The 14798-nt window shown below is 64.1% G+C and carries 15 protein-coding genes; 4 read left to right on the forward strand and 11 right to left on the reverse strand.

Translation table 11 applies throughout. From position 1 onward, the window contains the following. Positions 1–1629: 1629 nt before the first annotated feature. Positions 1630–2643 (forward strand): GGDEF domain-containing protein, encoded by a 1014-nt coding sequence (locus PG897_RS18475; protein ID WP_201885386.1) that lies wholly within the window; start codon positions 1630–1632, stop codon positions 2641–2643. A gap of 60 nt (positions 2644–2703) precedes the next feature. On the opposite strand, the gene PG897_RS18480 is transcribed toward PG897_RS18475, so the two are convergent. The 7 genes from PG897_RS18480 to PG897_RS18510 all read right to left on the reverse strand — a co-directional run bounded on the left by PG897_RS18480 (position 2704) and on the right by PG897_RS18510 (position 8118). Beyond that, positions 2704–3450 carry a substrate-binding periplasmic protein gene (locus PG897_RS18480; protein WP_005302657.1) on the reverse strand — a complete coding sequence of 249 codons (747 nt, stop codon included), beginning with the start codon at positions 3448–3450 and terminating at the stop codon, positions 2704–2706. A gap of 76 nt (positions 3451–3526) precedes the next feature. After that, positions 3527–4267, reverse strand: coding sequence for a substrate-binding periplasmic protein (locus PG897_RS18485; protein ID WP_201882368.1), 741 nt, complete (start codon positions 4265–4267; stop codon positions 3527–3529). A 72-nt stretch (positions 4268–4339) separates the two neighbouring features. Then, positions 4340–4837, reverse strand: a complete 498-nt coding sequence (locus PG897_RS18490) for a GDYXXLXY domain-containing protein (protein WP_201882366.1) — start codon at positions 4835–4837, stop codon at positions 4340–4342. Further along, the gene (locus PG897_RS18495) at positions 4834–5841 is read right to left on the reverse strand and encodes a DUF4401 domain-containing protein (RefSeq protein ID WP_201882364.1); all 1008 of its coding nucleotides are present in this window, start codon (positions 5839–5841) and stop codon (positions 4834–4836) included. Before PG897_RS18495 ends, PG897_RS18490 begins: the two co-directional genes overlap by 4 nt. Beyond that, positions 5834–6772 carry a DUF2157 domain-containing protein gene (locus PG897_RS18500; RefSeq protein WP_270829240.1) on the reverse strand — a complete coding sequence of 313 codons (939 nt, stop codon included), beginning with the start codon at positions 6770–6772 and terminating at the stop codon, positions 5834–5836. The genes PG897_RS18495 and PG897_RS18500 overlap by 8 nt, the downstream gene beginning before the upstream one ends. A 203-nt stretch (positions 6773–6975) precedes the next feature. Continuing rightward, on the reverse strand, positions 6976–7533 hold the full coding sequence (locus PG897_RS18505; RefSeq protein WP_010633534.1) for a TMEM165/GDT1 family protein: 558 nt from the start codon (positions 7531–7533) through the stop codon (positions 6976–6978). A 255-nt stretch (positions 7534–7788) separates the two neighbouring features. Continuing rightward, a complete protein-coding gene (locus PG897_RS18510; protein ID WP_010633535.1) occupies positions 7789–8118 on the reverse strand; it encodes a translation initiation factor in 330 nt (109 codons plus the stop codon). A gap of 119 nt (positions 8119–8237) precedes the next feature. Here PG897_RS18510 and PG897_RS18515 point away from each other — a divergent pair, with 119 nt between their 5' ends. Genes PG897_RS18515 through PG897_RS18525 form a run of 3 tightly spaced genes read left to right on the forward strand, consistent with a single transcriptional unit; the run spans position 8238 to position 10974 of the window. Next, positions 8238–8465 carry a FeoA family protein gene (locus PG897_RS18515; RefSeq protein ID WP_019840265.1) on the forward strand — a complete coding sequence of 76 codons (228 nt, stop codon included), beginning with the start codon at positions 8238–8240 and terminating at the stop codon, positions 8463–8465. Then, a complete protein-coding gene (feoB, locus tag PG897_RS18520) occupies positions 8462–10735 on the forward strand; it encodes a Fe(2+) transporter permease subunit FeoB (protein ID WP_201882360.1) in 2274 nt (757 codons plus the stop codon). The genes PG897_RS18515 and feoB overlap by 4 nt, the downstream gene beginning before the upstream one ends. Further along, on the forward strand, positions 10732–10974 hold the full coding sequence (locus PG897_RS18525) for a FeoC-like transcriptional regulator (protein ID WP_005302637.1): 243 nt from the start codon (positions 10732–10734) through the stop codon (positions 10972–10974). Before feoB ends, PG897_RS18525 begins: the two co-directional genes overlap by 4 nt. Before the next feature lie 111 nt (positions 10975–11085). Here the strand turns inward: PG897_RS18525 and PG897_RS18530 are convergent, their stop codons facing one another. The 4 genes from PG897_RS18530 to PG897_RS18545 form a co-directional block, all read right to left on the reverse strand. Beyond that, a complete protein-coding gene (locus PG897_RS18530) occupies positions 11086–11565 on the reverse strand; it encodes a WbuC family cupin fold metalloprotein (RefSeq protein ID WP_065017832.1) in 480 nt (159 codons plus the stop codon). A gap of 135 nt (positions 11566–11700) precedes the next feature. Continuing rightward, positions 11701–12972 carry a glucose-1-phosphate adenylyltransferase gene (glgC, locus tag PG897_RS18535; RefSeq protein WP_201882352.1) on the reverse strand — a complete coding sequence of 424 codons (1272 nt, stop codon included), beginning with the start codon at positions 12970–12972 and terminating at the stop codon, positions 11701–11703. A gap of 257 nt (positions 12973–13229) precedes the next feature. Further along, on the reverse strand, positions 13230–14369 hold the full coding sequence (gene tapW / locus PG897_RS18540; protein ID WP_017766703.1) for a type IVa pilus ATPase TapW: 1140 nt from the start codon (positions 14367–14369) through the stop codon (positions 13230–13232). Positions 14370–14428: 59 nt separating this feature from the next. Next, positions 14429–14785 carry a DMT family protein gene (locus PG897_RS18545; protein ID WP_005302630.1) on the reverse strand — a complete coding sequence of 119 codons (357 nt, stop codon included), beginning with the start codon at positions 14783–14785 and terminating at the stop codon, positions 14429–14431. Between the last annotated feature and the right edge of the window lie 13 nt (positions 14786–14798).

Genomic DNA, 14798 nt, shown 5'->3' on the forward strand with positions numbered 1-14798 from the left:
AAGGGTACCACCAATCAGCAGTTGGCCACCTCTCGCCATTCATCCATGAGTGTCGCACTTATTATCTGAATTCCCGTGCCACTTGTTGTTGTATTCACTATGATTTTTCAACCTGTGAAACCATGCCGATAATGTTTATTGCATAGGCGCGACATCTGGCTATCACCATTGGATGGATGAGCGGCCCGATCAGAGATAACAACCCTCCCGATCATTGCCCCGAATAGATTGGAGGCTGTTAACTGGCCTCGGGGCTGAAGGTACGAGGTTGCCCCCTGTTGTTCGCCGAGGTGAGCCCGTTTGTCCAGGCCGCGAGGAAGGACGCCGAGCGAGCGGCGCTGGGCCAGGGATGGCCCATCGGCGCGTGCCGTGGGACAAACGGGTGAACCGAGGGAACCCGACGCAGGAGGACGAACAAGCGGGGGTGGCCTTTCTTTTGGTGACTTTTCTTTGGCCACGCAAAGAAAAGTCACTCGCCAAGCCGCGCAGCGGCGGCGAAACCCCGTCGAGGACGGAGTCCTCGTGTCCTGCATGGCGCAGCCATGCCAATCAGGCTAGTGACCCCTCACCCTAGCCCTCTCCCGCAAGGGGAGAGGGGACGGTTACCGCGGACGATTACGCTCCGCTAATCGACCCTACTCGACCCCATCCATTGATCCCAAGCCCTATCCCCCAAGGGGCGAGGGGATCATTTACCCCGGTGCAATGCGCTTCGCTTATTGCACCCTACCGTTCTCCCGCAGGGGGGAGGGGACGGTTACCGCGGACGATTACGCTTCGCTAATCGACCCTACACAACCCCACCCATTGATCCAAACGTCTCTCCCACAGGGGAGAGGGGATGGAGCCCCGGGGCTGACGAGAGCAGCCGTCGAGGGTGCAACCCTCGCACCTTGCCGCAGGCGCGGGAGACCGGCTGGTCTGCGCCAAAGACGCTGCCGCCCCTGACTGTCGCCGCCACCTTGCGCCCTTGACCATCCATGAATACTCGGGCCCAACAGGGGCCGATGGTCATCTTACGGAACCCGCTTCGGCGGGGCCATCCAAATCCATGAAATTAGTGATGCAACCATCAGAATTGAATGGTTTTTCTCCTTTGCTGCAAAGTGGCAACCGGCGGTTGACCCGTGGCCGGGGTGTGATGGAAGATGAGCCCCGAGCCCCGAGCCCCGAGCCCCGAGCCCCGAGCCCCGAGCCCCGAGCCCCGAGCCCCGAGCCCCGAGCCCCGAGCCCAGCTGATAGCCGAGCGTAGATACGGGGATGTGTTGCAAGCCGAGAGCTGAACCGAGTGGCGAGCCGAGTGAGGGGAATGGCAGCGGAGCGCCATGAATAAAGGTGGTCAGCGACAGGGGCCATCACGATACCGAGCTCGCCCGCTTGAGCGCCACCGGCAAGCCGCCGCAGCCAAAAGCTTCGCACGACAGGCACCGCTTGCTTCGGCAGTGGGCGCTGATTGCCCCTCAGATGGGGTTATATCTCGTTGGCTGCAAACGGAGCACGTTGCTGGACAATCGAGGGTCATTCGGCGACAAAGGGCGGCAAAAGCGCAGAGATAGCGCCGCGATGGGGGCGGGCGGTGGGTGAAGGGGCTATGGTTTCAGGAATAGACATGCAAGCAGGGAGGTGTGCATGGACAGAATATTGCAGGCGTTGTCGCTGCAAGTGACCGGGGCGCGGGATCTGGAGAGCCTGACCCGCCCGCTGCTGGAGATGCTCGAAACGGTCACCGGGCTCGAATCCACCTATCTGACCGAAATCGACCTTGGTCACGACACCCAACATATCCGCTATGCCCGCAACAGCGCCGACCTGCAGATCCCCGAGGGGGCCTCGGTGGCCTGGGGCGATACCCTCTGCCGGCGGGCCCTCGACGAGGGGCGCTTCTACACCGACGATGTAGCGCTCTGCTGGGGGGATTCCCAGGCGGCGCAGGCCCTTGGCATTCGCACCTATCTGAGTTGCCCGGTGCGCACCCCCTCCGGCTCCCTCTATGGCACCCTGTGCGCCGCCAGCGCCGAACACAAGCCGCTGCTGGCGGGCTCGGATCACCTGATTGCCTTCTTCGCCCGGCTCATCGCCGAGCAGGTGGAGCGCGAACAGCTGCTGCAGCAGCTGCAGCAGGCCAACAACGAGCTGTCGCGCCAGGCGCTGAGCGACCCGCTGACCGGGCTACCCAACCGGCGGGCCTTGATGCTCGAGCTCAACCGCCTCTTTTCGCTGGCTGAGCGGGTCGAGCATCCACTGTTGATAGGCTTTATCGATCTCGACGGCTTCAAGGCCATCAACGACACCCACGGCCACGATGCGGGCGACCTGTTGCTGCAACGGGTGGCGGCGGCGCTCTCCTGCGTGCTGCGTGGCGGCGATCTGCTGGCGCGGGTGGGGGGCGACGAGTTCGTGGCGGTGGGGATGGGGCCGCCGTGCGGCGACGAGCCGCAGGTGATGGCGGTACATGGCTTTCAGCGCCGGCTGTTCGAGGCGAGCCTGGTGTCGCTCGAGCTGCCCACCGGAGCGCTCCATTATGCCGGCGCCAGCGTGGGGGTGGTGGCCATCGATCCGGCCCTCAGCACGGTGGACGAGGCGCTGAGGCTGGCCGATGCCTGCATGTACGAGGTCAAGCGCCAGCGTCGCCGGCCGAGCTGACGCGCAGGTGAGACAGGCAAACAAAAGGGGCCCCGCTGGGCCCCTTCTTCATGCCGCCCCTCAGCGGGCGGGGAAGTACTTGCTCTGGATCTGCTGGAACTCGCTGCTGGCCAGCACCTGGGTCAGGCCGCTCTGGAACTCCTTGACCAGCTCGTCGCTCACCGGGTGGCTGAAGGCGAAGCAGAACTGTTCCGAGCTCAACATCCAGAACACCTTGAACTGGGCGGGATCCAGCTGCTGGGAGGCGATCAGATCCAGCATGGTGGTCTTGTTGGTGGAGATGAGATCGACCCGGCCCGAGGTGAGCATCTTGAGCGCCTGGGGCAGGCGGTTGGCCGGCAGGATCTTCTGCTCGTCGAAGCCGTTGTTGAGCAGCAGCTGCTCCCCCACGTCGGCCCGCACCGCCCCTATGTTGTACTGCTGGGCATCTTCCAGCCTGGCTATCTTGACCGGGTTCTTGGCCAGCCCCATCAGCACGATCTCGGCGTAGCCGATGGGGCAGGCCCACTTGAACAGGGGATCCCGCGCCTCGGTACGGGCGGTGGAGAAGAGCACCACGTTGGGTTTTTGGGTCAGCAGGTAGTAACCCCGCGCCCAGGGCATGATGGTGACGGTCTGCGGCGGGGTGTTGGTCTTCTTCCACACCTGTTGCAGCAGCTCGACGGCGAGCCCGGTGGGGGCGCCCGCCTCATTGGAGAAGTTGTAGGGTTTGTACTCTTCGCTGAGGTAGTGCAGCTTGCCAAGCTCGGGACTGGCCTGGGCCAGGGTGGCAAACACGAGTGCGGCGAATCCGGTCCATTTTTTCATTTTGGCCATCCTGGTGGGGTGTTGCGTCACTCTCAAGTGTTATCAAAGCCGGCCAAATCGCCAGCCGTGGCACGGCTCACGGCATGTATTGGCGCCGCAGGGCCTGATAGTCCGGCGAGGCGAGCGCCTGGTTGAGGGCGCGCTGAAACTGCTTGATCACCCCGTCATCCACCTGGCGGCTGAAGGCGTAGCAGAGCTCTTCGGCATCCAGTACGAAGGCCACAGTGAACGCTTTGGTATCGAGCTGCAGCTCCTTGATGGCGTCGTAGCCCGCCAGCTTGCCGGTCGCCAGCAGATCGGCGCGGCCCGACACCAGCATCTTCAGCCCCTGGCTCAGCCGGTTGGCGGGGATGATGCGGTTCTCGTCCATGCCGCGGTTGAGCAGCAACTGCTCGGAGGCATCGGAGCGCACGGCACTGATGCGGTAGTCGTTGATCTGCTCGACGGCGCTCAGGGTAATGGGGCGACGCTTGTAGGCCAGCAACACGTACTCGGCGTGGCCGATGGGGCAGGCCCATTTGAACAGGGGATCGCGGGTGTCGGTGCGGGCGGTGGAGAAGAGCACCACGTTGGGTTTCTGGGTGAGCAGGTAGTAACCCCGCGCCCAGGGCAGGATGCGGATGGGCTGGGGGGGCGTCTGGGTGTTTTGCCAGATGCGCTGCAGCAGCTCCACCGCGAGGCCAGCGGGCTGGCCGGCGGCATCGGTGAAGTTGTAGGGGGGATACTCCTCGGTCAGGTACTCCAGCTTGCCGAGCTCGGCCTGCGCCGTGCCAAGGCATGACAACAGCAGCAGACAACCGAAAAAACCTCTCCTCATGGGTAATCCTTGGCGTAGCGCGGGCGATCATCTTGCCCAAGTGTGGGCAAAAAAGCCTGATATTGCCAGCAGTTACCAGCGCGCTCTGGGGTTGCCCAGCGGTTTTAGCTGCTCATCGCGCAGCCCAACCAGCAGGGCCTTGCCGCTCTCCTGCAGGCGAAATTCGCCGTAGTGCGCCGCCTCGTACTGTTCGCCGGTGCCCTCTTCGAAGAAGTAGGCGTCGGGGCCGATGCGCCACTGGCCATCGCTTTGGCGCACCTGCAGCCGCCGCTCATCGCGGGCCAGCTGCTCCGGCTTGCCCCCTTCCACCCAGCTGGCGACCTGCTGCTCGTCGAGGCGGATCACCAGGGTATCGGCGGGGGCCTCGTCGTGGCGCCGGTTGCCGAGCTGGCGGGCGAGTTCGTAGTTGAGGCGCATGTAATCCCCCTGCATCAGGGAGCGCGGGTCGACCGGGGCGAGGCGCAGCAGCACCACCTCGCCACTGCTCATGGCGTGCTCGTAGCGCCAGACGGTGACATTGATGGCCGCCAGGATGGTGATACCGGTCAGCAGCAAGGCGAGTCGTCTCATGAGGGGCTCCGTGGGCTCAGCCGTTTGAGCAGCTGGCGGGCGCCGAGCAGCAGGGCGCCCGAGCCCAGCAGCAGCCAGGATTTGGTCATCAGGGTCAGCCCCAGATCGTAGTAATAGAGGGAGCCAAAGCCGACCAGCAGCAGGCCGGCCAGGGTCATCAGGCCGACGCTGCCGGCATAGAAGCCGAGCACCAGCACCAGGGCGCCGGCCCCCATGCCGGGGATGAGGGCGCTGAGCAGCACCAGTGGCAGCCCGTACAGCAGCGGCAGTTTCAGCCTGACCATCAGCCCCAGCAACAGAGCGGCGCAGAGCAGCGGGTTGAGCCAGAGCGGCAGGCGGGAGTGGCCGAGCTCGTCGAGCATGCTGGCGCCGCCCTCCCACAGCGGGTGGTGCAGGCGCCCCAGCACCAGCAGGGAGAGCGCCAGCCCCAGGGTGAGGGATTCATAGAGCTGATGGCGCGCCGGATCGCGCTCTGCCTGCAGCCAGCTGAGGGCAACCGCCGTCATCACCAGCGGCAGGGCCAGCAGTTGCAGGCCGAGGCAGGCGAGGCCCAGGGTGAGCAGGATGGCGGTGGCGAAGCTGTGGAACAGCCGGATCAGCCAGTGCTCGAACAGGGCGGCGATGGCCAGCGACAGCAGGGCGAGACCGAACCAGAGCGGGGCCGAGTGCAGATCCAGCCGATCGAGCAGGCCGTAGAGCAGCCAGGCGTCGCCGGCCAGCGCCAGCGCCAGCACGAACTGATCCCACAGATCGCTGAGGGTGGCGAAGCGGTTGAGGCAAAAGGCGATGGCCATCAGCACGGCGCCCATCAGCAGGGCGCTGTCGGCATCCCGGGTGAGCTGGGAGAACGACATGAACAGGAAGAACAGCAGGAACAGGGCGGCAATCCAGCCCACCATGCCGAGCAGAAAGCGGCTCGACCAGTGGGGCTGGTCGTCGCGGGGGGCATCCCCTTCCACCAGCCGGGCCCGTTGCAGTCGCTGCCAGGGGGTCAGATCACTCATGGGACCTCCGTTGTTGTTGCAGCCAGCGGCTGGCGGCCACCGACAGGCCGATGGCGATGAGGCAGAGCAGCAGGAAGCCGTCCACGTCCGGCTCCATCCATTTGCCGAGCGCGGTCAGCAGCACCACGATGAGGCTCAGGCAGCCCATGGCGAGCCCGGCGATGAACCTGTGGTGCCAGCGCAGGTAGGCGGCCGCCAGCCAGCCGAGCCAGGCCGGCCAGACCCAGGGGGAGGCGGCATCGAACAGCGCCAGCAGGGTCAGCAGGGTGACGCCGAGCCCGGCGGCCAGCCCCGCCAGCCAGGAGGGCATCAGCCGGTAGCGGGCGGGCACCAGCAGCAGTATGCCCCAGAGGGCGGTGTTGAACAGGGTCAGGCTCCAGCCGAGGGCCTCCTCATCGAAGGCGAAGAAGAAGTTGAACAGGCCGAGCCGCCAGTAGAGCACCAGCGCCAGCTGACCGAGCAGCCAGCTCAAGGTCCACAGCAGCGGGCTCTGGCCGAGCGCCGCCAGCGGCAGCAGCATCAGCGCCCAGATGGCGAACAGCTGCCAGGGATCGGCGCCGGTCTGGTAGGTCTGCCCCACCAGCGCCAGCAGAGCACCGATGTTGAGGGCGATGGCGAGCAGCAGCGCCTGGCGCTGGCTGTCGGCGAGGGGCTTGCGCCACAGCAACAGCAGCATGGCGAGCAGTGGCAGCTCCAGCAGGGCGAGGCGCGAGAGGCGGCCCAGCTCCTGCCAGTTGAAGGCGACGAAGAACACCAGGCCGGCGCCGAGACACAGGCTGCCAAGCCAGAGCAGCAGCCGATCGAACAGCCACTGCCAGCGGGCAGGGCCGGGGGGCAGCTCGCACAGGGCGAGGGCGGCGGGCAACTGGGCCCGGTCGAGACGCCCGCGCCTGACCCAGTCGAGCAGCGCCTGTCTTGAGGTGAAGTGCATGGGATGCTCCATCAGGTTTGCCGCATTATGCCACGGCCATGGCGCCGGTTGGCAGCCCCCGTCTGCGGGCGCCGCAGGCCCGCCATGCGGGCAGCAAAAAGCCCCGCCAGAGGACGGGGCTTGCGTGCAAAGAGACGACATGGGCGCGGGAGTGGCGTCGGCAAGTGCTCACCCTTGCCTCGCCACCTTCTGATCCGGCCGGGTCAGGCGAATAGCAGGGTGCTCACTCCGAGGCCCACGAACAGGATGGCGCAGGCGATGCGGATCCCCTTGAGGGGCAGGCGATCGGCCCCCAGCTTGCCAAGCAGCACCACAGGCACGTTGGCCAGCATCATGCCGAGGGTGGTGCCGGTGATGACCTGGGTCAGGGAGTCGTACTTGGCCGCCAGCAGCACGGTGGCGATCTGGGTCTTGTCGCCGATTTCAGCGATAAAGAAGAGCACGAAGGTGGCCATGAAGGGGCCGTACTTGTCGAGCGGGCTCTCCTCGTCGTCCATCTTGTCCGGCACCAGGATCCAGGCGGCCATGGCGATGAAGGCACCGGCCACCAGGTAGGTCATCACCTTGGGATCGAGCCAGCGGCTGATGAACTCGCCAAGCCAGGCGGCGCCGGCGTGGTTGAGCAGGGTGGCCGCCAGCATGCCGGCGATGATGGGCCAGGGCTTGCGAAAACGACAGATGAGCAACAGCGCCAGCAGCTGGGTCTTGTCGCCGATTTCGGCGATGGCCACGCTGAGGGTTGAGGTTAACAAGGCTTCCATAAAAATGACCGGGGGACGGAATTGTTATACCTGAGACAAGCCTGCGCCATCCGTCCCCGGTATTGGCACTGGCCCGTCAAAGGTCTTGTCAAATCCGCGGCTGGCGTGGATCACCCTGACCATGGTGAGTTGGCACCAAGTATGTTGATCAGGGTCGCGAACCGGTTTGGGGCCGGCTGGCGAGACTACTCCCCCTCGATGGGAGCGGGCATTCTAGGGAAAAAGCGAAAGTGACGCAAGCCGGGCGAGCGGGGATCAGCCACCCACCAGCTTGACGCTGAAACCGGCCTTCTCGAGCTCGGCCTTGATCAGATCCCGTTTATCCCCCTGGATCTCGATCACCCCCTCTTTGAGGCCGCCGCCGGTGCCGCACTTTTTCTTGAGCAGGGTGGCGATGCTCTTTTGCTGGTCGGCCGGTACGCCGTGGATGGTGATGACCCCGGCGCCCTTGCGCCCCTTGGTTTCGCGGCGGATGCGCACCACCCCATCGGTGGGGAAGGGGGAGGCGGATTGCGGCTGGCTCTGTTCTTTGATGATGCCGCCGTCCGTGCTGTAAACCAGACGGCTGTTGTTGTCGTGACTCATGGCAGTTATTTGTGGGTTAGCTAAGCGGAGTTTGATTTTACTCAAATAAGCGTTGAAAACACGGATTATAATGCCCCAAGTAAAAGAGAATTATTATTGTTTAACTTCAGGAGTCAGTCATGGTACTCGCGCAGTTGTCACCGGGACAGAGTGCTCGCATCAAGAACATGAATCAATTGACCCGTCCCCTGCGGCGCAAGCTGATGGTGATGGGCTTGCTGCCCCAGACTGAAGTCATCTTTTTGCGCGCGGCCCCGCTCGGGGATCCGCTGCAGATCCAGTGTCAGGGGATCTGCCTCTCCATGCAAAAAAGCCTTGCCCAGCAAATCGAGGTCGAACCGGTATGAACTACTCCCTGGTAACCGTCGGCAACCCCAATAGCGGCAAGACCTCCCTGTTCAACGCCCTGACCGGGGCCCGCCAGCAGGTGGGCAACTGGAGCGGCGTCACCGTCGACAAGAAAATGGGCGAATTCAGTGTCCAGGGCCACGACTACAAACTGATGGACCTGCCCGGCATCTACAGCCTGGCCAACCAGGAGGGGAGCCTGGACGAGCAGATCGCCAGCCGCTTCGTGGAGGGCCAGCAGCCGGATCTGCTGCTCAACGTCATCGACGCCGCCAACCTGGAGCGCTCCCTCTACCTCACGCTGCAACTGCGCGAGCTGGGGTTGCCCATGGTGGTGGTGCTCAACAAGATGGACATCCTGCAAAAGCGGCGCATCACCATCGACGAGAGCAAGCTCGCCAAGGCCCTCGGCTGCCCGGTGGTGGCCCTCTCGGCCCACAATCGCCAGCAGGTCGCCGCCTTCAAGAACCAGATCCAGCAGTTCATCGGCCAGCCGCAGCCGGCGCTGTTGCTGGACTACGGCACAGATCTTGAAAAAGATCTGGCGGAGCTCGAGACCCTGCTCGCCCCGCACCACCTCACTGCCCGCGGCCGCGCCCTGCGCCTGCTGGAAGAGGATGCGGTGATGCAGGAGACCCTGCTGCCCGGCCAGCAGGCCGCCGCCGCCAACGTGGTGGCCCGCGCTCACCACGGGCAGGATGTGGACCTGCAACTGGCGGATATCCGCTACGGCCACATCCACCAGTGGGCCGCCCAGGCGTGCCAGCAGAAGGGCAAGCTCAGCGCGGCCCAGAGCGAGCGGCTCGATCGGGTGCTGCTCAACCGCTGGTTCGGCATCCCCTTCTTCCTGCTGGTGATGTACCTGATGTTCATGTTCGCCATCAAGGTGGGCAGCGCCTTCATCGACTTCTTCGACATCATGGGCGGTGCCCTGTTTGTCGACGGGGTGCACCACCTGCTGGGACTGGTCCATGCGCCGGACTGGCTGGGGGCCATCCTGGCGGACGGCTTCGGGGTGGGCTTGCAGACCGTCGCCACCTTCATCCCGGTGATCGGCTGCCTCTATCTGTTCCTGGCGGTGCTGGAGAGCTCCGGCTACCTGGCCCGCGCGGCCTTTGTGGTGGATGCCCTGATGCGCCGCCTCGGCCTGCCGGGCAAGGCGTTCGTGCCCATGCTGATGGGCTTTGGCTGCACCGTGCCCTCGGTGATGGCGACCCGCACCCTCAACTCCGAGCGCGAGCGGCTGATGACCTCGGCCATGGCCCCCTTCATGTCGTGCGGTGCTCGCCTGCCGGTTTACGCCCTGTTCGCGGTGGCCTTCTTCCCCGAGTCGGGCCAGAACCTGGTGTTCGGTCTCTACCTCATCGGCATCCTGGTGGCGGTACTCACCGGCCTGTTGCTGCGCAGCACCCTGCTGCCGGGCAAGAGCGACTCCATGCTGATGGAGATGCCGGACTACGAGTGGCCGCGCCCGGTCAACGTCGGCATCAAGACCTGGCAGAAGCTCAAGTCCTTCGTGTTCGGCGCCGGTAAAACCATCGTGCTGGTCGTCGCCGTGCTGAGCGTGCTCAACTCGCTCGGCACCGATGGCAGCTTCGGCCACCAGGATCAGGAGAGCTCGGTGCTGAGCAAAATCAGCCAGGCGGTGACCCCGGTGCTGCACCCCATCGGCGTGCGCGATGACAACTGGCAGGCCACGGTCGGCATCGTCACCGGCATCTTCGCCAAAGAGGCGGTGGTCGGTACCCTCAACAGCCTCTACGCCGGCAGCGGCGACGGGGAGGAGGAGGCGAGCGAGTTCTCCCTGGTGCACAGCTTCCAGGAAGCGATCGCCGCAGTGGCCACCAATCTGGCCGACATCGACCCGACCGACCCCATGGGGCTGGCGGTGGGCAATCTGGATGACCAGCAGGCTGCCGCCGAGGCGCAGGAAGTGGACGTCTCCACCTACGGCAACATGCAGAGCCACTTCGACGGGGCGGCCGGTGCCTTCGCCTACCTGTTGTTCGTGCTGCTCTACATGCCCTGCGCCGCCGCCATGGGCGCCCTGGTGCGGGAGACCGGCCGCCAATGGGCCCTGCTGACCGCCGCCTGGTGCAACTACATGGCCTTCATGTGTGCCACCGTCTTCTATCAGCTGGCCACCTTTGCCGCCCACCCCGAACAGAGCCTGTTCTGGGTGGCGAGCTACGGCCTCTCCCTGCTGCTGCTCTGGTGGCTGGGCCGTCGCCACGGCGACATAGTGGCGCGCAAGGTGGTGGCCCTATGATCCTGCGCGAGCTGGGGGAGTACCTCGCCGCGCAGCAGAAGGCGAGCCGGCGCGAGCTGGCCCGCCACTTCCACACCTCGGAAGATGCGGTGGAGGCCATGCTCGGCGTCTGGATGCGCAAGGGGCGGGTCGCCAAGCGGGAGACTCAGGTGTGCGGCGGCTCCTGCTGTGGCAAGAGCCAGGAGGTGATGTTCGAGTGGTGCGAGCCGGGCCAGATTGGTCTGGTGCAAAAGGGCTGAGCTCACGCCCGATAGCCCGCATTCGAATATAAAAAAAGACCCGCCGCTGGCGGGTCTTTTTATGGGCGCGTGTTCGCCCTGTTCGCTGGATTGGCGTAGAAGGGGGGCAGATCAGCGCCCCGGCCAGCGCTGGCCCACCTCGGCGTGGCGATACCAGGCCATCAGCGCCTGCTGGCCCTGGATGTCGTCCACCGCCGGTGACCAGGGGGCGAAGTCCTCTTCCCGGAAAGGAGCATAGGGACCGTGTTTCACCTCGAAGATGACGGCGCCGGGATCCAGAGAGAGCACCGCATGCCAGCTGGCGACCGGGGTCTCCAGCACCGAGGTCTCTTCCCCCAGCACGGCGCGGGCAATGACGGTGCCCTCGTCATCGAAGTTGAGCACCACGAAGCGGCCCTGCAGCGAGGTGAGCAGCTCCCAGGTCTGCAGGTGGCGATGGGGGCGGATGTAGGTACCCGGCTCCATGGCGATGGCCAGGCGCTGGATGGGGTCGGCCAGCTCCTGATGCAGGTTGTGGTTCATGCGCAGGCGCGGGGAGTGGGCGGCCTCGTCGGCGAGGCTGGCAAGGCGGGCAACATCCAGTTTTTTCATATGTGATTCCATGGTGAGACGAAGGCAAGGGCCGAGGGCAGAGTAGCACGCACCGGGGGCGGCCGGACAAGGCGCGAGCGGTAAGCAAATGTAAAAAGGGAGCCGACAGGGCTCCCGTTTGCCGGCGCGGCGGCATCACAGCCTGGCCAGCATCTCCTGGGTGACCAGCACTATCCCCTGCTCGGAGCGGTAGAAGCGGCGGGCATCCTCGCTGGCGTTTTCCCCCACCACCAGTCCTTCCGGTAGCTTGCAGCCCTTGTCGATCACCACCCGGCGCAGCCGGCAGCCCGGGCCTATCTCGACTCCGGGGAAGATCACCGCCTGATCCAGGGTGCAGAAGGAGTCGACCCGCACGTTGGTAAACAGCACCGAGCTCACGATGAAGGAGCCGCTGACGATGGTGCCGCCGGCAAACATGGAGTTGATGGTCATACCGTGCTGGCCGTTTCTGTCCTGCACGAACTTGGCGGGCGGGGTCATGTTCTGGCTGGTCCAGATGGGCCAGTCCTGATCATAGATGTCGAGCTCGGGGGTGACGGAGGCGAGATCCATGTTGGCCTCCCAGAACGAATCCACCGTGCCCACGTCACGCCAGTAGGGGCGCTTTTGCGGGCAGCAGCCGACGCAGGACATGCTGAACGGGTGGGCGTAGGCGGTGCCCTCTTGCACCACCCGCGGGATCACGTCCATGCCGAAATCGTGGTGGGAGGCCGGGTTGGCGAGATCCTCTTCCAGCAACTGGTAGAGGTAGTCCGCTTCGAAGATGTAGATCCCCATGGAGGCGAGCGCGGTATCGGGCTTGCCCGGCATGGCGGGCGGGTTGGCGGGTTTTTCGACGAAGGCGTTGATCTTGCGATCCCCATCCACCGCCATCACCCCGAAGGCGCTCGCCTCATCCCGCGGCACCTCGATGCAGGCCACCGTGACCCTGGCCCCCATGTTGACGTGATCGAGCAGTATGGCGGCGTAATCCATCTTGTAGATGTGATCCCCCGCCAGCACCACCACATACCTGGGGCCGTGATCGCGAATGATGTCCAGATTCTGGTAGACCGCATCGGCGGTGCCGCGATACCAGGTGACCTCGTCCACCCGTTGCTGGGCGGGCAGCAGGTCGATGAACTCGTTCATCTGGTAGCGCAAAAAGGACCAGCCGGACTGCAGGTGGCGCAGCAGGCTGTGGGATTTGTATTGGGTCACCACTCCGACCCGGCGAATGCCGGAGTTGATGCAGTTGGAGAGTACGAAGTCGATGATGCGGAACTTGCCGCCGAAGTGTACTGCCGGTTTCGCCCTGTTGTCCGTCAACTGTTTGAGGCGACTGCCCCGCCCTCCTGCGAGAACCAAGGCCATGGTCTCGTTCAGCAACTGTCTTGACTGTGCTGTATTGGCAGGTTGTAACGACATTTAATACCCCTTTATTGATAGAACCCTTTGATAGTGCCTCCTTTGAAGCCGGTATGAAAGAGCTTTCACTCACACTTCTCGCACGGTTTTTCGGTCAAATGATGGTTTTGTCATTTTTGGTGACAGATTTTGTCGCAGATGGGCCGTTCGTTCACCAGATGTCGCTGTCTGCTACGGGCGAGCGAGGAGGGGGGAGGCAGCCGGGATATGAAAACACCCGCCGGGGCGGGTGTTTGCAGGCACAAGGGGGAGACGGGTCAGAACAGATCGTCCTTCTCGTCCTTGGTGGGCTCCAGGCTCCAGCCGGTGGCATCGCTGCTGCTGGCGATCTGGCCCTTCTCCTTCCACAGCTTGATCTTGAGGCGCAGGTTGTTGGCCGAGTCGGCGTTCTTCACTGCCTCCTCCTCGTCGATCACCCCTTCCACCACCAGATCGAACAGGGCGCTGTCGAAGGTGACCATGCCGAGGGCCTTGGACTTCTCCATCACCTCCTTGAGGCCGCCAAACTCGCCGCGCTTGACCATGTCGCGGATGGTGTGGGTGCCCAGCATGATCTCTACCGCCGCCCGGCGGCCGCCATCAGTAGTTTTCACCAGCCGCTGGGAGACAAACGCCTTGAGGTTGTTGCCAAGATCGTTGAGCAGCTGGGGCCGGCGCTCTTCCGGGAAGAAGTTGATGATGCGGTCCAGCGCCTGGTTGGCGTTGTTGGCGTGCAGGGTGGAGATGGCCAGGTGGCCGGTTTCCGAGAAGGCCAGCGCGTGCTCCATGGTCTCGCGATCGCGAATTTCGCCGATAAGGATCACGTCCGGCGCCTGGCGCAGGGTGTTTTTCAGGGCGGCGTGGAAGCTGCGGGTATCCACCCCCACCTCCCGCTGGTTGATGATGCTCTTGCGGTGGCGGTGCACGAACTCCACCGGATCCTCGATGGTGATGATGTGGCCGCCGCTGTTGCGGTTGCGATGGTCGATAAGGGCCGCGAGCGAGGTGGATTTGCCCGAGCCGGTGCCGCCGACGAACAGCACCAGCCCCCGTTTCTCCATGATGGTGTCGAGCAGCACGGTGGGCAGTTTCAAATCCTCGAAGCGGGGGATCTCGGTCTTGATGTTGCGCGCCACCAGGGAGACTTCGTTGCGCTGCTTGAAGATGTTGATCCGAAAGCGCCCTATCTGGGGCAGGGAGATGGCGAGGTTCATCTCCAGCTCCTTTTCAAACTGCTGCTTCTGCTCGCCGTCCATGATGGCGTCGGCTATGCTGGCCACCTCGCCGGGCTCGAGCGGCGTCTCGCTCAAGGGGCGCAGGCCGCCGTTGAACTTGGCACAGGGGGGCGCGCCGGTCGACAGATAGAGGTCTGAGCCGTCCTGCTTGGCCAGGATCTGTAGCATGTCTCGCAATTCCATGGTTTTTGCCTCGTCTATCAAGGAGATGCCTTGCTGGGGATGTTATTGAGTGTACAGCGTCAGGCGCCGGTGAGTTTCTCGCGAAAGACAAAAAAGACCGCGCCCAGGATGCAGAGGCCAGCCCACAGGTAATCCCATTTCAGATCCTCTTTCAGATAGAAGATGGAGAAGGGGACGAACACGGTGAGGGTGATCACCTCCTGCAGGATCTTGAGCTGGCCGACGGAGAGCACGGTGTGGCCGATGCGGTTGGCGGGTACCTGCAGCAGGTATTCGAACAGCGCTATTCCCCAGCTCACCAGGGCGGCGATGATCCAGGGTTTGTGATTCATACTCTTGAGGTGGGCGTACCAGGCGAAGGTCATGAAGACGTTGCTGCACAGCAGCAGGCCGATGCTGGTAAAGATAGGGTTCATTAGGTTCTCCTTT

Origin of the sequence: Aeromonas sp. QDB20, from assembly GCF_027707805.1 — a bacterium.
In the GTDB taxonomy this organism is placed as follows: domain Bacteria; phylum Pseudomonadota; class Gammaproteobacteria; order Enterobacterales; family Aeromonadaceae; genus Aeromonas; species Aeromonas dhakensis.

Coding starts and splice junctions, on each gene's coding strand:
- glgC (WP_201882352.1), bottom strand. CDS start 12,972: ATGTCGTTACAACCTGCCAATACAGCACAGTCAAGACAGTTGCTGAAC.
- PG897_RS18510 (WP_010633535.1), bottom strand. CDS start 8,118: ATGAGTCACGACAACAACAGCCGTCTGGTTTACAGCACGGACGGCGGC.
- PG897_RS18500 (WP_270829240.1), bottom strand. CDS start 6,772: ATGCACTTCACCTCAAGACAGGCGCTGCTCGACTGGGTCAGGCGCGGG.
- PG897_RS18480 (WP_005302657.1), bottom strand. CDS start 3,450: ATGAAAAAATGGACCGGATTCGCCGCACTCGTGTTTGCCACCCTGGCC.
- PG897_RS18505 (WP_010633534.1), bottom strand. CDS start 7,533: ATGGAAGCCTTGTTAACCTCAACCCTCAGCGTGGCCATCGCCGAAATC.
- PG897_RS18485 (WP_201882368.1), bottom strand. CDS start 4,267: ATGAGGAGAGGTTTTTTCGGTTGTCTGCTGCTGTTGTCATGCCTTGGC.
- PG897_RS18495 (WP_201882364.1), bottom strand. CDS start 5,841: ATGAGTGATCTGACCCCCTGGCAGCGACTGCAACGGGCCCGGCTGGTG.
- PG897_RS18530 (WP_065017832.1), bottom strand. CDS start 11,565: ATGAAAAAACTGGATGTTGCCCGCCTTGCCAGCCTCGCCGACGAGGCC.
- PG897_RS18490 (WP_201882366.1), bottom strand. CDS start 4,837: ATGAGACGACTCGCCTTGCTGCTGACCGGTATCACCATCCTGGCGGCC.
- PG897_RS18525 (WP_005302637.1), top strand. CDS start 10,732: ATGATCCTGCGCGAGCTGGGGGAGTACCTCGCCGCGCAGCAGAAGGCG.
- feoB (WP_201882360.1), top strand. CDS start 8,462: ATGAACTACTCCCTGGTAACCGTCGGCAACCCCAATAGCGGCAAGACC.
- PG897_RS18545 (WP_005302630.1), bottom strand. CDS start 14,785: ATGAACCCTATCTTTACCAGCATCGGCCTGCTGCTGTGCAGCAACGTC.
- PG897_RS18515 (WP_019840265.1), top strand. CDS start 8,238: ATGGTACTCGCGCAGTTGTCACCGGGACAGAGTGCTCGCATCAAGAAC.
- PG897_RS18475 (WP_201885386.1), top strand. CDS start 1,630: ATGGACAGAATATTGCAGGCGTTGTCGCTGCAAGTGACCGGGGCGCGG.
- tapW (WP_017766703.1), bottom strand. CDS start 14,369: ATGGAATTGCGAGACATGCTACAGATCCTGGCCAAGCAGGACGGCTCA.